Consider the following 17,263-nt stretch of genomic DNA (forward strand, 5'->3'; position numbering starts at 1 on the left):
ACGTAGTATGTAATTTCGGTTCTATGTAGATTAATTGTAAGAATTTGATTGCTCAAAATTAATAATATAAGTGGGTATATTAATAGCGGGAGGATCATATGAAATTTCTAATGATTTTGCTTCTGGCTTCGTCATTTCAACTGACCTATCCTCAGATTTCCTGGCAACTTATAAGTAATCTTGATTCAATGGGAAGTGTTAACTCACTTCAGTTTGATTCAAACAGGAGGATTTATGCGGCAGCAAATAATGGTTTGTTTACTTCAACGGATTTAGGAATATCCTGGGAACGAAATCTCAGCAACGAACTGATGAATTCTATGATAACTGATTTATTGTTAATCGATACTCAGAATTTACTGATAGGAACTCATGACAAGGGGATTCTTAAAAGTATTGATGGAGGGAAAACCTGGAGTCAGACACAACTTAGTAATACCTGGATTGAAAAAATTGTTTTGAAAAAAAATACAGCAATTTTTGCTGCGACCGATGATAAAATGTACAAATCCACCGACGAAGGAATAAACTGGGAGAGATTAAGTAACGGATTTAATCCGTTCTTAAATGTTGTCTGGTCACTTTATATAACTGACCGGGGCAGGGTTTTAGCCGGAACTGAGTGCGGGCTTTACTCAACAGATGATAATGGTTTAAACTGGAACTTAATTGAGTCATTTAATTGTGGAGATGTTTTGGCAATCAATGGAATGACTAATGACGCAAAGATTCTTCTTGGAGGGGCAGATAGGTTATATGGAATTTATTTTAGTGAGGATGCAGGAAACTCATGGGAATATCTTCATTTTAATGATACAATATTTTATACGTCATCAATCTTGGTTTCCGGAAACAATGACTTTTACATTGGCGCAAAGATAAGCGGTATTTACAAATATAATGTTCTTGAAAATACACTGACGTCATTAAATTCAGGATTGCCGCATAGTCTGAATCTCGGGCGCGAATGGTATTTTGTCAGCGCAATAGCCATGGATAGTCTTGGATATTTGTATTTAGCAGCAAGTAATTTATATAGAAGCCGGGAGCCAGTCGATTCCTTAAAATACATAGCGAATAATTTTTATGATTTTTCTTTGAGCCAGAATTACCCGAATCCATTTAATCCAAGTACCAGTATTCAGTATGCGGTAGGCAATAGGCAATATGTATCACTAAAAGTTTTTGATGTGCTTGGAAATGAAATAGCTACGCTTGTTAATGAGGAAAAACCTGCGGGAAGTTATGAGGTTACTTTTGATGCCAACGGACTTTCGAGCGGAATGTATTTTTACAAATTGCAGGCAGGGGGTTTTAGTAAGACGAATAAAATGATCCTGATTAAGTAAATATGTATAAAAGATGGAATAGAGGCTGAGGTGAAGGCTTAGGGGGAGTGAAATTGTAAAAATAAACATTCAGGAAATCTTTTAAATGTTTATAAATACGGCGTAGTATTTTAACAGTACAGGTTGTTATTCAAATGATGATACCATCAATTTTATGTGATAAGTGTAATAAATTATTTCCTCAAAATTTAATTGTAGAGAGGGAAGATAATTTTTATTGTAGAAATTGCTTTGAGCAATTTATTGAAAATAATGAGCTTGCGCGAAAAGATGATTATAGTTTTTCAGTAAAATATCCTAAAACATATCGAGTAATAAAAATTTTATTCAAAAAAGAATTCAAAGTCATATTACATGTTTTATATGTATTCTCTTTAGCACTGTTAGTATACTTAGTGAATCAAAATATTTTTAATGACAATCAACTCATTATAAGCTTAATTGTTTTGAATTTGCCGTACATATTTTTTGTTTGGTCAGTTGTTTTTACAGACCTTGATGATTTCACGGATTCAATTTGGTACACGTTTAGGTGGGATATAATTTCACTGATTAAAGGAGAACCTCAAAAAGATTGGAATGCTGAAAGGGGATTGAAAATATGGATTTATGCGTCTGTGATAATTGTTATCACGGAATATATGTTGATCAATATTCTTAAATGGCAATTTTAGTTTAGAAAGAATAGTAAAATTCCAATATCCTGTAACTAGTTCAGCAAACATTTTGTGAAAAAGATTCATTATTAAAAATTAAACAATCCATATTTGCCTCAAAGAAAATTAATTCTCTATATTCTCATCCACATTTCAATAATTACGGTTCCATAAAAAGTTTTTAGTAAATCCACTTATTAAAGGAGTGAGTCATGAAAGTGATCGGTGTTCTTAGTTTGCTTGCTGTCACGTTGTTTGTTGTTACGGGATTTAACAGTAATCCTCCCTCGCCTGTTTTTGTTGATGAGTATATAGGTCAGTTGAAATTTATTGAAAGCCGTGTTCTTCAGCTTGAAGAGGCGGTGCCGCAGGATAAATATTCATACCGTCCCGCAGAGGGTGTAAGGTCTGTAAGTGAAGTTTATCTTCATATAGCCCAGGCAAATTATCTTTTTGTCGCTTTATCGGGAGGAAAACTTCCTGAGGGTCTGGAAATGGATCAAAAGAAATATGAAATGCAGACGATGGATAAAGCCAAAATAGCAGAGCTTATCAAAACTTCTTTTGCGTTCGCAACAGAGTATGTAAAGAAACTTAATGAGGAAGATCTCAATAAAGAGATTGAAGCTTTCGGAATGAAGTTCAGTGTAAGAAATTTTATGGTTACAATGTTAAGCCACACTCACGAGCATCTTGGACAGGCAATCGCTTATGCGAGAATAAACGGTGTAACTCCGCCGTGGAGTATGGAATAATTTTTTTAATTGAGATTGATCTGGCGATGTTAAATTTCCAGATCAAATTTTTAACTCACCTTACATATTTGTCATGCTGAACCTGCTTTGCCCGTCGGTTTATTTCAGCATCTGAAAACTTAAAATGCGAAGATCCTGAATCAAGTTCAGAATGACAAAGACAAAAACCTTATGTAAGGTGAGTTTTAATTTTTCAAAAAACTGATACGCAGAATACTTACCAGTAAAACTCCCGCTCCTATCCATTGAACGACACCAAGAATATTACCGTGAACAAAATATTCAAGTATGACCGCAGTAAGCGGAAATGACAGTTCGCATATAGCGGCAACAGAGGCAGTTATTTTTTTTAATCCGTAATAGTAAAGGAAGATCGCTGTTCCGCCAGTTGAGAACGCGATGATGAGAAAGATATAAACCTGGTTAGTTGTAACAGCACCTGCGGAATTTATTTCGCCCGTAAGCAGAACAATAAAAAGCATTACAAAAGATGTAATAAGGAATCTGAGGTACGTGCCCATCCTGTATTCAACATTTCTCAACGCCCGTTTGCTTAACACTGTCGATGAACTAAAGCTTATAGCCGCAACAAGTGAGAAGATTGCGGCGATGGTTGTTTTATCACCTGAGTTGAAGTCGGGCAGGTTTGTCCCGAACGTCATAAAGTACGCGCCGGTTATCGCAATTACAGCCCAGATAAAAAAATCTTTATGAAGTTTTTCTTTAAGCAGAACCGCCGCTAATGAAATAGCAAATACAGGCTGGAGTTTCTGAATCAGAATTACAATTGAAAGATTAACAAAGTTTACATAGAACAGTGCTTTAGTGATTGCCATTGTGCCAACCGCACCGCCGAGTATTGCAACTCCGGCAAACGCAATCCAATCTTTCGGTTTAAGACTTTTCAGTTCCGCAAAACGTTTTAAGAAGAATGGTGTAAGGATAACCGCGACCACAGCGCTTTCTATCAGCACAACAACAACAACGGGAAGACTGAACAGTGATGGTCTTAACACTATCCCGTCCAAAGCCCAGAGGCTTGCGGCTATTATTATAAAAACGGGTGCGAGTCTTTGCATAAAACTAATTTCAAAATTTGATTTGCAAAATTAAGTATGATTCATTTCTAAACCTAAATGTGAAATTCCGCTGCTGACAAACCATAGAGACTTAACAAAATGTTGTGTCCTAATTTCACTTTTAGATTCAAATTAGCAATCTGTCATTCTGAATTTATTTCAGAATCTTTTCAATTAAGTAGATCCCGAATGGCAATGCCATCGGGATGACTATTTGTGAAATTAGGACACTACTTAACAAAAATATTTCTTGCCTTTTTACTGAATTAAAAATATGTTGCTTCAGCATAAGGCAATAAAACTCACACCCGCTGATATTGCATATTCATTTCTACAGTTGATACCCGATAAACCTGTTAACGATCTGAAATATTATTGTTCATCATAAATAGGATTTAAGATGCCGTCAATATCATTAAGCGTTTCGTTACAAGAAGAATATACACGGTTGTTTAATACGTGTAATATTAAGACTGAAAAATTTCCGGATGTCGAGAATATTATTTCAAAGTTATCAGCAAATAAATCCAGGTATGAAAACGCAGTTGCAGGATTGAAAATTCCATGGTACTTCGTCGCGGTTATTCACAATATGGAATCATCGTTAAATTTTTCAAGGCATTTGCATAACGGAGATCCGTTAACCGCACGCACAAAACAGGTTCCAGCAGGCAGACCAGTTGATGGTGATCCGCCGTTCACATGGGAGGAAAGTGCAATGGATGCTCTGATGTATAAGAAACTTGAACAATGGGAGAATTGGAGTTTACCGGGTATTCTTTATCAGCTTGAAAAATATAACGGGTGGGGATATCGTTCAAAACACCCGGAAGTTCTTTCACCGTATCTATGGAGTTTTTCCAATCACTATACCAGAGGCAAATATATTGCCGACGGAACATGGTCTGATACCGCCGTGTCAAAGCAAAGCGGCGCAGCGGTACTGTTACGCCGTATGGCGGAGAAGGGAATAATTATTTTTCCCGGTGAACCCGTAATAGCAGTTGATGATGATGTTGATAAACCGGCGATTAGTTTTTCAAATAAAGTTATCCCTTACGGTGATGAGCTGCAAAAATTCTTAAACCGGTTTCCGGGTATTTATCTTAAAGAGGATGGTAAGCCGGGTAAAAAAACTTCTGAGGCATTTAAAAAAATTACAGGTTATTATCTGAAAGGAGATGACAGAGCATAATGAAACAAAAAAATTTTATCGCTTATCATGTAGAAACGATTGCCTTATTACTTGTATCATTTCTCTCATTAGAATGCACACCGGTAGCGAATTATAGTCCGATAGCTTATGAACAGGCAGTCACTTTAAAAGTAGAATCACTTGAAATAATGGAACTTGCGACGGGAGAATATTCAGCTAATGAAGAAACGGTAAAAGAACTGAAGAGAAATCTTAATATTGCTTATGAGTTTTCCAAAGGAAGATTGAATAATGAAATTTCCACCAAACAATGGGAGATACTTCTGGATCCGGAAAAAAACCTGCTGGGAGGATTTTTAGTTAGATGGCAGAATGCCGGTTCACTTTCCGAAATGTTCATAAGTGAAATGAAAAAAATTGTATCCGACGCTTTTGATACGATCATCGGACTTGAAGGCGGAAAAATAAAACCATCCGAAATTAATTAAAGGAATAGTTATGCCTGATTTTAAAGATCTGCTTAATACTATAAAGAATGACCTTATAGCACTCGCGAAAGATAATTTTGATGAATTGAAAGACGAGATACTAAAAGACGGAAGTGCATTTGCTAAAAAACTTCAGGATGATGTCCTCCGCTGGGGTGAAGGATTGGCTGGCGGTCATCTTACACCCGGAGATGTGGAGTTTTTAGTAAAAGCCAAAAAAGACCTTGCAGAGATGGAAGCCTTAAAACTTGCGGGACTATCTAAAATCAAACTTGAAAAACTGAAGAACCAGATCATTGATACTGTGATAGGATCAGTAATTAAAGTGTTTGCCTGACCCGGTATATCGAAGACAGTCGTGACTTTCGAATTATTTAATAATAATTAAAGACCATTTAAACCATTCAAAACCATCCGGAATCAAAACGTTAAAGAATATGAACTAAAAATGTTTAATGGACAATCTCAAATACACAATTACAGGGAAAGCAGTTTGATCGATTCACCTGAATCGGCTGTTGTAAAAGAAGCTCAATCAGGGAGTCATTCTGCGTTTGAATTTTTATACAAACAAAACGTGGGAAAAATATTTGCAGTGTGTCTCCGGCTGATCGCTGACAGAACCCGCGCGGAAGAATTAACACAGGATGTTTTTGTGAGAGCGTGGGAGAATCTTAATTCCTTCAGAGGCGAAAGTTTGTTCTCAACATGGCTTTACAGGCTTGCAGTGAATGTTGTTCTCGTGGATATGCGGACAGTTAAGAGACGTTCATTAAGATTTTCAGGTTTAAGCAGTCTGTTAAAGTTCACAAAGAAAACTGAACATAATCATGGTGATTCAATTGATCTTGAAAAAGCTGTTTCAACATTGCCTGAAAAAGCAAGGGTTGTTTTTGTACTTCATGATGTTGAAGGTTACAAACATGAAGAGATAAGTGAGATGCTCGGTATTGCTGAAGGAACAACGAAAGCTCAGCTACACCGGGCAAGAAAGTTATTAAGGGAGGTTCTTGTAAAATGAAATGCAAAGAAGTTAAATATTATATAAATGATTATGCCGATGGTTTACTCCCCGATGAAATGAGAGAAGATATTCATGCGCATATCCTGATCTGTGAAAAATGCAGGAATGAATATGAAGAGATTCAATCAATAAAATCGGAGGCGGCAAATCTTCCTGATGAAATTTTTCCTTCGCAGGAATTATGGGAAGGTATAAACAGCCGGATCAATCCGGGAAAGAAACAAGTAAACCGTGAAGCGAAAATTTATAACATCGCCTCAAACAAATCCGTTAGTACATTCGGTGAATCGCTTACACTGCGATTCAAACAGCCGTCACATAAAAGAACAATTTATGCTGCCGGCTTAGCTTTTGTGCTTATGGTTATTGTTTCGATTAGTCTGCTTACACTCCCGGGTCCCGCACCGGCGGCATTCCTCCAGGTGCAGAGTCTTGAAGGGACTTCAAAAATAAGTGATGAACAATTCAGTGATATCGGTCTTATAAAAATAGGCGACTGGCTTGAAACAGATGCTCTTTCACGTGCTAAAATAATTGTCGGATCAATCGGTGAGGTTGAAGTTGAACAGGACTCACGAATTAAACTGGTTCAGACAAAAGCCAATGAACACAGGTTAGCGCTTGATAAAGGAAAAATTCATGCAACTATCTGGGCGCCGCCAAGATTGTTCTTTGTAGAAACACCTTCCGCGACCGCTGTTGATCTCGGATGTATGTATTCGCTTGAAGTTGATGATAACGGTTCAACATTTTTACACGTTACCTCGGGATGGGTAGCGCTTGAAAACAACGGACAGGAATCCATCATTCCAGCCGGTGCAGTGTGCGCTACGTACAAATCATCGGGAACCGGAACTCCGTATTTCAAAAATTCAGATGAAAAATTTATCAACACGTTACAATTGTTTGATTCAGGTGTAAGAGATGTTGCTGTTATTAATGAACTATTGAAGACCAAAAGCAAAGATGATCTGCTCAGCCTGTGGCATATCATACCTAAGGTTGATGAAAAGTCGCGCGGAGAAATTTTTGCAGCAATGAAAAAATTAGTTGATGTTCCTGATACTATCACCAAAGAAAAAATAATCACCGCGGATAAAAAAACACTTGATGAACTCTGGGAAGTACTTGGGTTTGGAAGTAAATCTTTGTGGAAGATTTGATCACGAATAAGAATAAGAGAAAGATAAAGAGGTATTACAATGTTTATTAAAAAGTTGAATTCCCGAAAACTTGTCGTAACAGCAATTATTGTTTCAACAATGCTTGCTCTTGGTATGCTGTTCCAATCATCTGACCCGACTGGAAAAAACTGGCAGATAAAAATCAGATCAGAGAATGAACCTGGGGAAAAACTTGTTGTTACCGGAAAGGTATTTGAAAGTGATGGCAAAACTCCCGTCGAAGATGTTGAAATACTTGTATATCATACGGACGCAAACGGATACTACGGTGAAGGTGATGACCGGCTTGACGGGATAATGTTCACAAACTCCGAAGGACGCTATGAATATCACACAATAAAACCTGCGCCTTATCCGGGAGGAACAAACCCGGCACATGTGCATTACAGGTTAAGAGGGAAAAATATTCCTGAGCAATGGTTTGAACTTCAGTTTGCAGATGATCCTCACTTGAAAAAGGAACAGATTGAAAAAGAAATGAAAAAGAAAAACTTTTCTCAGATTCAAAAACTCACGAAGGATTCTGACGGCTCACTTAAATGTGAAATGGATATAATGATAGAAAGGTAATTGGTTTATCACATTTTGAAGTTTGACACCGGGAAAAATCTTTTCATTTACTAAGGGCTTATGATTTCTTAATTTGACCTCACTTTTTATAACACAAAATTCTGTTGAGGTCCGAATGAAAAACTCCAGACTGATTATTATTTTCTTACTGCTTGTGGCAGGAACTTCTTATTACTTCTTTGACTTAAACACATACAAACCTGACCCCAAAAAAATATTTAAAACTTCAGGCGCTTTAAAAGCTATGCAGTTTATGAATATGAAAAGGTCATACCCCGGAACTGATATTCCATCTGATGGTTATCAAAAAGCATACGATTATTCCAGACTTACGTTTGATAAGTCGGCGAATAAATTAACGACATACACCTGGGAACAAATCGGTCCACACAACATAGGCGGAAGAACACTTGATGTAGAATTCAATCCTCAGAATCCGAATACAATTTTTGCGGGAGCGGCAAGCGGCGGATTGTGGAGGAGTTATACCGGCGGACTTGGTGCAATGGCATGGGAAAGAATTGAAACGGGATTCCCTATGCTCGGCGTAAGTTCAATCGCGATTCAGCAGAGTGATTCAAATACAATTTATATCGGCACCGGTGAAGTATATAATTACCAGATGTCTTTAGGCGGTGAAGTTATCAGAACAACCAGAGGCAGTTATGGAATCGGAATTCTTAAATCAACTGATTATGGAAATACATGGATTAAAAGTCTTGACTGGTCTTACAACCAGGAACGCGGCGTAAATGAAGTTGAGATTGATCCGAATAACTCATCAATAATCTGGGCTGCAACGAGTGAAGGTATCTTTAAATCAACGAATGCCGGCGCTACATGGAATATCTCTAATAATGTTTTAATGGGTTTTGATATCGCCATAAATCCTTTGAACAGTAATATAGTTTATGTGTCACACGGTAATCTTGGATCAGTTGGACATGGTATTTACAGAACAACCAACGGCGGCACAAACTGGACAAAACTTACAAATGGTTTACCGTTAACATTCGGCGGCAAAGCAATATTCTCGATGTATAAAACTAACCCGCAGATAATTTATGTGTCAATAGGAAATGGCGATGCAAGCGGTGCGGGAACGTGGTTATGTAAAACAACAAACGGCGGAGACAACTGGACAATCGTAAATACTACAGACTATGCAACATACCAGGGCTGGTATTCACACTGGGTTGGTGTTCACCCAACTAACCCGGATTTTCTTTTAACCGGCGGGATAGATATTTATAAATCAACAAATGGCGGAACAAACCTGAACATTAAAACAGATTGGGCTGCATGGTATTTCGGAGTTACGATTCCCGGTGAACCGGAAGGTCCCTCTGATTATGTACATGCAGATCAGCACTCTGTTACTTTTCATCCGACAAATCCGAACATAATCTACTTTGGAACCGACGGAGGTGTATTCAGAACAACAGACGGAGGTGAAACTTTCGGCGGATGCAACGGCGGTTATCAGTCGACACAGTTTTATAATGGTTTCTCATCTTCATTCCAGACACCCAATCTTGGTATTGGTGGTTTACAGGATAACGCAACTGCAATATTTGAAGGAACAGTTGCATGGAGAAGAGTGATTGGCGGGGACGGCTGTCAAACAGGAATTAATGCAGCAAACGAAAATATTCTTTATGGAACTTCTCAATATCTTAACCTGCTCAGATCAACCAACAGAGGATTGAACTGGTCAGGTATTACCCCGGGAGGCAGAGTAAGTCCTGCATTTGTTGCGCCCTTTATAATATGTCAGTCCAACCCAAGTGTTATTTATGCAGGCAGTAAAGTTTTTCATCGTTCAACAAACAGCGGAAGCAGCTGGACTTTAGGTAACGGAGGAGTTCAACTCGATGGAAATGAAATCCTGGCTATAGGTGTTTCCGCGACTTCAACAGATACTGTATATGTTGGAACCGCGCCGACTACAACAACTGCGCATGTATTCAGAAGTACGAACGGCGGTTCAACATTTACAAACATAACAGGAATAATTCCCGACAGGTATATTGATGACATTGCTGTAGATCCATCCGATTCAAAAGTCGTTTATGTTGTCGTGTCAGGATTCGGTACTTCACATTTATTTAAATCGACCAACGCCGGTAATGACTGGATTGATATCGGGTCAACGCTTCCGGATGTTCCTTCGAGTGCAATTGTGGTTAATCCATTCAACACCCAGCAATTATTTTTTGGCAATGATATCGGGGTTTATTTTTCGCCCGACGCAGGACTATCCTGGTATGAATACATGATCGGGTTGCCGCAATCTGCAATGATCATGGACTTAAGTATTGTAAGATCAGATAACAGGATAAGAGCAGCTACACATGGCAATGGTGTATATGAAGCAGATATTGAAAATCTTGTTCCAGTTGAATTGGCTTCATTCTCGGCTGAAGTCCGGAATGAAAAAGTAATTTTGCGATGGTCTACTGCTACTGAGTTAAACAATAACGGCTTTGAAGTGCAACGATCGGGTGACGGAAAAAACTTTTTTACAATTTCATTTGTGGAGGGAAACGGAACTTCGACCGAAACAAACAACTATACTTATGAAGATAATAATGTCAATGGAAGATTATTCTACAGGCTTAAACAGGTTGATTTCAGCGGCAGATATTCGTACTCAAACATAATAGAAGTTAATGCAATTGCGCTGAATGATTTTGTGCTGGAACAGAATTATCCGAATCCTTTCAATCCGTCAACTATAATAAGTTATAATCTTATTGCTCCGTCTGTTATAACTCTGAAAGTGTTTAATGCTAACGGGGAGGAAATTAAACTACTTGAATCCGGTTTAAAACAAACAGGAAAACATTCTGTCCGGTTTGAAGATGAATCATTGAGCAGCGGTATTTATTTTTATAGTCTCACAGGAAAAAACCAGAACAGCGGAAGAGAATTCAGCATCACCAAAAAAATGTTGCTGATAAAATAAAATTTCTGTTAGTCAGAAATCTGAGTTGCATTGCTGCTGATGAAATGGTTTTTAAATATTTCCAACGGTTAACTTGAAAATTGTTTTTAGGTTAACCGTTCTCTATGTTTGTCTGCAGTCACCCTTAATATTTTTAATTTCAGCCAATGATTTATTTCTATCTGAAAATTTTTCATATCGCCGCGGTAATAATTTTTCTCGGCAATATTTTTACAGGTTTATACTGGATGCATAATGCCTTTAAAACAAAAGACCTGAGAATTATTTCTTATTCTATGAATGGCGTAATAAAGAGTGATAAAATATTCACCGGACCAGGTGTGGTCTTAATAACTTTTTTCGGATTATATATGGCATTCGAAGCTGGATATCCGATACTCAGAACCGGGTGGATATTCTGGAGTATTATTCTTTTCACAATATCAGGATTGATTTACGGAATAAAAGTCGCGCCGCTTCAGAAAAAAATATATAAACTATCTTTTGATAATATTGATAACTCAAATTTTAACTGGAGCGAGTTAGTCTCACTTTATAGACAGTGGGAGTATTGGGGATTAGCGGCATTATTAACTCCTGTTGCTGCAACGGTTTTGATGACACTTAAACTTCCGCTTTAATAAGTCAGTTACTTTAATCCCATTTTTTGTGGGAGTTGGGATAAAAAAATTAAAAGAGGTTAAATTCCAAATGGATTATAACTACAACACAAAGCTCGATATAAAATTTGCACATCTTGAAAAAGTAAGTATTCCCGATATGGTTAAAGAGAATACGCATAAATGGTTTAATCAAACTCTGACACAGGTTAATGATAGTGTTGTGCGCGTAGGAATTGTTCAAGGAGAATATCACTGGCATAAACATGATAATGACGATGAATTCTTTTTTGTACTTGAAGGAAAATTATTTGTCGATCTTGAAGAAAGAACAATCGAATTAAATCCCGGCGAAGGCGTTACAGTTTCAAAGGGAATTGTTCATCGCACACGGGCACCGCATAAAACAGTTATGCTAATGGTTGAGAATAAAGGAATTATTCCAACCGGAGATTGATTACCTTCTTAATTTATTAAGGATAAACATGTTTTATTGTTAATCATTTTATTCTTTTCTAATTTGGTTTCGTGTCTGGCTCCAAAACTATATCTGAAACAAATACATTTAACATTTACCAGGAGATGTTATGAAAAAGTTCGCTGCTGAATTCATTGGAACATTCTGGCTCGTGTTGGGTGGCTGCGGAAGTGCTGTACTTGCCGCTGCATTCCCGGGTGTTGGTATTGGTTTAGTTGGTGTATCATTAGCATTTGGTTTAACTGTACTTACTATTGCTTACTCTCTGGGACATATTTCGGGCGCACATTTAAATCCCGCTGTGTCTGTCGGCTTATGGATTGGAGGCAGATTCAATGCAAAGGAATTGCTGCCTTATATAATTTCTCAAATACTCGGAGGTATAGCTGCTGCAGGTGTTCTTTACATTATAGCTACAGGCAACGGAAGCGACATTGGCGGTTTTGCGGCAAATGGTTATGCAGAACATTCACCTGGTAATTACAGTCTTGGAGCAGCACTAGTAACTGAAATTGTAATGACATTCATTTTTCTGATTGTGATTCTCGGCGCAACTGATGAAAGAGCGCCGAAAGGATTTGCCGGGCTGGCGATCGGTCTTGCATTAACATTAATTCATTTAATAAGTATTCCCGTTACAAATACTTCCGTTAATCCTGCAAGAAGTATTAGCCAGGCTCTGTTCGTTGGCGGTTGGGCTGTTGAGCAGTTGTGGTTGTTTATTGTAGCGCCAATTACAGGAGCCATATTAGCCGGAGTGGTCTATAGTGCAATTTTCAAAAAATAGTTTTTAAGTTTGAACCAAAACAATCAAGTCACATTACACATATAGATTAGTTGTTTAGAGATGACATCTTTGTTACTGCTTTCGACTTAGATAAAAGTTTTGTTTGAATAATAAAATTAAATGTTTGATTCCTGATAAAGATGTCATCTCTTCCCAAGCTCAAAGTAAGTTATCAAGTAATTAATAATTCAGCGGTAGAATAAGATGGAAGAAAAATCTTTCATTGAAAAAAATATTAAACCTGATGAAGCGGGTTTAAAAAAGGCACTTGGAAAAACTTTTTCATTCTATGAAAAAATTATTAAGCAGGTTTCATCATTTAAATCAGATTGGAGCTTCTACAATAAAAGCGGATGGCTGTTAAAAATTTATGATTCGAAAAAAGCGCTGCTTTACTTTGTTCCGCTTAAAAATGAATTTATGATAAGTATGACTATAAGAGAAAATGAACGGACTGTTTTTATGAAAGATGATGAATTATCTTTCTTTCACGAAGAGATGAATACCAGCAAAAAATATCCTGAAGGATATGCTTTAAGATTTATCATTAAAACGAAAACTGATTATGATAATGTGTCTTTATTCATTCAAAAATTAATTTCGATGAGATAATATTTTGCGGACAATTAAAAAAATACATTATGCTGAGTCAGTACCGTTTGAAGGATTGAGAACGAACTCTCCCCTTCAATCACCAAACACTTCACCAATTGATCCGTTTATTTTACTTAACCATCACGGTCCGCAAACATACGAACCAAACAACACCGGACTTCCATTTGGTCCGCATCCTCACAGGGGAATGGAAACAGTTACATTTATTATCGACGGTGATCTTTCACATAAAGATTCTGCCGGACATGACAGCATAATAAAATCAGGCGGTGTTCAATGGATGACCGCTGGAAGCGGAGTTATACACGCTGAAGTTTCGTCAGAAGAATTTAAAAGGAACGGCGGCAATCTTGAAATACTTCAACTGTGGCTTAACCTTCCCGCAAAACTAAGAATGGCAAAACCGTTTTATAAAGGATTACAAAAAGATGAAATCCCTTTTAAAAGTGAAGATGAAGGCAGAGCAATCGTTAAGGCAGTTTCAGGTGAATGGAAAAATATTAAAGGTGTTATTGAATCAATATCGGGAGTATCAATATTTATTCTTGAAATGAAGTCTGGAGGAAAACTTGAAACAAGTGTTCCTGTTGATCATAACATATTCTTCTATGTGGTGAACGGAGAAGTAATCGTAAATGAACATCAGTCATCTGAAGGTGAACTTGTGGAGTTTAATCATGACTCCGAAAATATTTTTATTGAATGCAAAAAAGATTCTGTAATCCTGTTCGGACATGCAAAGCCATATAACGAAACTATTTTTGCATACGGTCCTTTTGTTATGAACAACCGCCAGGAAATACAGCAGGCTTATGAAGATTACCAGGCTGGAAAATTCGGCAACTGGGTTTAAAAAAATAGTTGTTAATTTTCCGGTTGTCAGTACGCTTCTCTCCTGTTAAGTTTCAAATAAAAAAATTATGCTTTCAAACACATCAATGTATAACGCGCTTGTAAGGAAAGATTCTTCATTCGAGGGAATATTCTTTGCGGCAGTTAAAACCACTGGAATTTTTTGCAGACCAACCTGTACAGCGCGTAAACCTAAAAAGGAAAATGTCGAGTTCTTCAAAACAACAAAAGATGCAATGCTCAGCGGGTACAGACCTTGCAAAGTTTGTAATCCATTAGAGAAATCGGGCGAAACTCCATCTTACATAAAAAGTATTTTGAAAGAGTTGAGTGAAAATCCTACCATAAAATTTAAAGATTATGATCTCCGCAAACGCAACATTGAACCAAATAAGATCAGGCGATGGTTTATAAAAAATCACGGTATGACGTTTCATTCATACCAAAGAGTTTACAGGATAAATTCAGCATTCAAAAAAATTCAGAACGGAGATTCAGTGACAACAGCGGCATTTGATTCAGGTTATGATTCATTAAGCGGGTTCGGTGATTCATTCAAAAATATTTTCGGTGTATCCCCTGTAAAAAGTAAAAACAAAAATGTTATTGATATAACAAGACTTGAAACTCCCCTCGGAACAATGTTTGCCGCAGCTATTGATGACGGAATTTGTCTGCTGGAATTTTCTGACAGAAGAATGCTTGAAACCGAACTGAAATACCTTTCAAAAAAATACGGGGCAACGATTGTTCAGGGAAATAACAAACATTTCGAAATACTTCAGGAGCAGTTAAGAGAATATTTCGATGGGAAAAGAAAAAAGTTTACCGTTCCCGTTGTAACGCCGGGCACAGAATTTCAGAATAATGTCTGGAATGAACTTCAGACTATTCCTTATGCAACAACGCGATCATATAAAGAACAAGCGACCGCATTAAACAAACCGGAATCTGTACGTGCAGTAGCAAACGCAAATGGTATGAACAGGATTGCAATAATAATTCCCTGCCACAGGGTTATTGGTTCTGATGGAAATCTTACAGGTTACGGCGGAGGATTATGGAGAAAGAAATGGCTCCTGGATTTTGAGCGTTCAAATAAATAAAGCAATACAATTGCTGTTGAAGATTCTGTGAACGATCATTTTTGATATCCGGCTTGATACTTACCTTGAATTAATTCTATTTTCTACCAGCCTTTATTACCAACATTAACCGAACATCATAATGCAACCAGAAAGAAAAGTGTTTGTTTATATCGCAATAAGTCTGGATGGTTATATTGCTAAAGAAAATGATGATATAAGTTTTCTATCGATTGTTGATAAGCCCGGTGAAGATTACGGCTACTCTGAATTTATAAAAGATGTTGATACAGTTATTATCGGAAGAAAAACTTATGACAAGGTTTTAACTTTCGGTATCGAGTTTCCGCATAAAGACAAACGCTGTTATGTAATTACACGAACACCGCGTGAGCCGGCTGATAAACTTATTTTTTACACACACAGTCTTAGGGATCTTGTTCTAAAACTAAAACAGGAAGAAGGAAAAAATATTTTTGTAGACGGCGGTTCGGAAATAATAAATACTTTACTGAAACAAAACCTGGTTGATGAATTTATTATATCCGTCATTCCCGTATTGCTTGGGGGCGGAATAAAGCTTTTCAGAGACGGCAGACCGGGAATGAATTTAAAATTAATCGGATCGAAAGAATTTGATACCGGTTTAATCCAGCTTCATTACAGAAAAATCAGTGATCAACAATAATAAAAATATATTGAGGGTTAAATGAAATACTCAACAGAAATTGAAATAAATCTTCCGGTAAACAAAGTGATTGAACTTTTTGATAATCCCGATAACATGAAAGAATGGCAGCCGGGTCTGGAGAGTTTTGAACATTTAAGCGGAACACCGGGACAGCCGGGGGCTAAGTCAAAACTGAAATACAAAATGGGAAAACGGGAAATTGAAATGATTGAGACTGTGACTGTGAGAAATTTACCAGAAGAATTTTCCGGAACTTACAAGGCAAAAGGTGTATTCAATATTGTTAAAAATAAATTCGTTCCTTTAAATGATGGAAAAACAAAATACATTACAGAACATGATTTTCAATTCACCGGTATGATGAAGTTATTCGGTTTGCTGATGCCCGGGGCTTTCAGGAAAGAGTCATTCAAACTGATGAAACAGTTTAAAGAGTTCGCGGAAAAATCAGGTAAATAAAAAGAGGAATAATATGTACGAATTAAAAACAAAACTTAATGATGCAAGCGTTCAAAAATTTTTGAATTCAGTTAAAGATGAAAAACAGCGCGAAGACAGTTTTGTTATACTTGATATTATGACAACAATAACAAAGCAGCCTCCAAAAATGTGGGGACCTAGTATTATCGGTTTTGGTTCTTATCATTATAAATACGAAAGCGGACACGAGGGTGATATGTGCCTTACAGGCTTTTCACCGCGCAAACAAAGTCTGACACTTTATATTTTGCCCGGATTTGAAAAGAACAAAGACCTGATGGAAAAACTCGGCAAGTATAAAACCGGCAAGTCATGTTTGTACATAAAAAAACTTGAAGATGTTGATATGAAAGTATTGAAAGACCTTATCAAACGCGGGCTTGCGCAAACAAAAGAGTCAGTGAAAAAGTATAAATAAAAATGCCGGACAAAAAATCCGGCACTTAT

At 37.2% G+C, this 17,263-nt stretch carries 20 protein-coding genes; 19 read left to right on the forward strand and 1 reads right to left on the reverse strand.

Annotation, left to right across the window (positions count from 1 at the left end):
• Positions 1-98 precede the first annotated feature (98 nt).
• The 3 genes from IPM56_16510 (at position 99) to IPM56_16520 (ending at position 2,760) form a co-directional block, all read left to right on the forward strand.
• Positions 99-1,349: a T9SS type A sorting domain-containing protein gene (locus IPM56_16510; protein QQS35822.1), complete on the forward strand. Its 1,251-nt coding sequence runs from the start codon at positions 99-101 to the stop codon at positions 1,347-1,349.
• A gap of 134 nt (positions 1,350-1,483) precedes the next feature.
• Positions 1,484-2,023, forward strand: coding sequence for a hypothetical protein (locus IPM56_16515; GenBank protein QQS35823.1), 540 nt, complete (start codon positions 1,484-1,486; stop codon positions 2,021-2,023).
• Positions 2,024-2,217: 194 nt separating this feature from the next.
• Entirely contained in the window at positions 2,218-2,760 is a 543-nt protein-coding gene (locus IPM56_16520) for a DinB family protein (protein QQS35824.1), read from the forward strand.
• A 185-nt stretch (positions 2,761-2,945) separates the two neighbouring features.
• On the opposite strand, the gene IPM56_16525 is transcribed toward IPM56_16520, so the two are convergent.
• Positions 2,946-3,839 (reverse strand): EamA family transporter, encoded by an 894-nt coding sequence (locus IPM56_16525; protein QQS35825.1) that lies wholly within the window; start codon positions 3,837-3,839, stop codon positions 2,946-2,948.
• A 400-nt stretch (positions 3,840-4,239) separates the two neighbouring features.
• Here IPM56_16525 and IPM56_16530 point away from each other — a divergent pair, with 400 nt between their 5' ends.
• From IPM56_16530 to IPM56_16605, 16 genes are all read left to right on the forward strand, one after another.
• A complete protein-coding gene (locus IPM56_16530; protein QQS35826.1) occupies positions 4,240-5,034 on the forward strand; it encodes a hypothetical protein in 795 nt (264 codons plus the stop codon).
• Positions 5,034-5,483, forward strand: a complete 450-nt coding sequence (locus IPM56_16535; GenBank protein QQS35827.1) for a hypothetical protein — start codon at positions 5,034-5,036, stop codon at positions 5,481-5,483. The genes IPM56_16530 and IPM56_16535 overlap by 1 nt, the downstream gene beginning before the upstream one ends.
• A 10-nt stretch (positions 5,484-5,493) precedes the next feature.
• Positions 5,494-5,820 (forward strand): hypothetical protein, encoded by a 327-nt coding sequence (locus IPM56_16540; GenBank protein QQS35828.1) that lies wholly within the window; start codon positions 5,494-5,496, stop codon positions 5,818-5,820.
• Positions 5,821-5,931: 111 nt separating this feature from the next.
• Positions 5,932-6,504 (forward strand): RNA polymerase sigma factor, encoded by a 573-nt coding sequence (locus tag IPM56_16545; protein QQS35829.1) that lies wholly within the window; start codon positions 5,932-5,934, stop codon positions 6,502-6,504.
• Positions 6,501-7,670 carry a zf-HC2 domain-containing protein gene (locus tag IPM56_16550; protein QQS35830.1) on the forward strand — a complete coding sequence of 390 codons (1,170 nt, stop codon included), beginning with the start codon at positions 6,501-6,503 and terminating at the stop codon, positions 7,668-7,670. Before IPM56_16545 ends, IPM56_16550 begins: the two co-directional genes overlap by 4 nt.
• A gap of 39 nt (positions 7,671-7,709) precedes the next feature.
• Entirely contained in the window at positions 7,710-8,261 is a 552-nt protein-coding gene (locus IPM56_16555) for a hypothetical protein (protein QQS35831.1), read from the forward strand.
• 115 nt (positions 8,262-8,376) lie between these two features.
• On the forward strand, positions 8,377-11,229 hold the full coding sequence (locus IPM56_16560) for a T9SS type A sorting domain-containing protein (GenBank protein QQS35832.1): 2,853 nt from the start codon (positions 8,377-8,379) through the stop codon (positions 11,227-11,229).
• A 146-nt stretch (positions 11,230-11,375) separates the two neighbouring features.
• Positions 11,376-11,849 carry a DUF2269 family protein gene (locus IPM56_16565; protein QQS35833.1) on the forward strand — a complete coding sequence of 158 codons (474 nt, stop codon included), beginning with the start codon at positions 11,376-11,378 and terminating at the stop codon, positions 11,847-11,849.
• Between the two features lie 70 nt (positions 11,850-11,919).
• Complete coding sequence (locus tag IPM56_16570) at positions 11,920-12,285, forward strand: cupin domain-containing protein (protein ID QQS35834.1); 366 nt, start codon at positions 11,920-11,922, stop codon at positions 12,283-12,285.
• Between the two features lie 130 nt (positions 12,286-12,415).
• A complete protein-coding gene (aqpZ, locus tag IPM56_16575; protein ID QQS35835.1) occupies positions 12,416-13,093 on the forward strand; it encodes an aquaporin Z in 678 nt (225 codons plus the stop codon).
• Between the two features lie 204 nt (positions 13,094-13,297).
• The gene (locus IPM56_16580; GenBank protein QQS35836.1) at positions 13,298-13,705 is read left to right on the forward strand and encodes a DUF3788 family protein; all 408 of its coding nucleotides are present in this window, start codon (positions 13,298-13,300) and stop codon (positions 13,703-13,705) included.
• A gap of 4 nt (positions 13,706-13,709) precedes the next feature.
• On the forward strand, positions 13,710-14,561 hold the full coding sequence (locus IPM56_16585) for a pirin family protein (protein ID QQS35837.1): 852 nt from the start codon (positions 13,710-13,712) through the stop codon (positions 14,559-14,561).
• Positions 14,562-14,628: 67 nt separating this feature from the next.
• On the forward strand, positions 14,629-15,666 hold the full coding sequence (locus IPM56_16590) for a bifunctional transcriptional activator/DNA repair protein Ada (protein ID QQS35838.1): 1,038 nt from the start codon (positions 14,629-14,631) through the stop codon (positions 15,664-15,666).
• Between the two features lie 121 nt (positions 15,667-15,787).
• Positions 15,788-16,333 (forward strand): dihydrofolate reductase, encoded by a 546-nt coding sequence (locus IPM56_16595; GenBank protein QQS35839.1) that lies wholly within the window; start codon positions 15,788-15,790, stop codon positions 16,331-16,333.
• 21 nt (positions 16,334-16,354) lie between these two features.
• On the forward strand, positions 16,355-16,795 hold the full coding sequence (locus IPM56_16600; GenBank protein QQS35840.1) for an SRPBCC family protein: 441 nt from the start codon (positions 16,355-16,357) through the stop codon (positions 16,793-16,795).
• A gap of 13 nt (positions 16,796-16,808) precedes the next feature.
• Complete coding sequence (locus IPM56_16605) at positions 16,809-17,234, forward strand: DUF1801 domain-containing protein (GenBank protein QQS35841.1); 426 nt, start codon at positions 16,809-16,811, stop codon at positions 17,232-17,234.
• The last annotated feature ends 29 nt before the right edge of the window (positions 17,235-17,263 follow it).

The sequence above is a fragment of the Ignavibacteriales bacterium genome (assembly GCA_016700155.1).
Classification (GTDB): domain Bacteria; phylum Bacteroidota; class Ignavibacteria; order Ignavibacteriales; family Ignavibacteriaceae.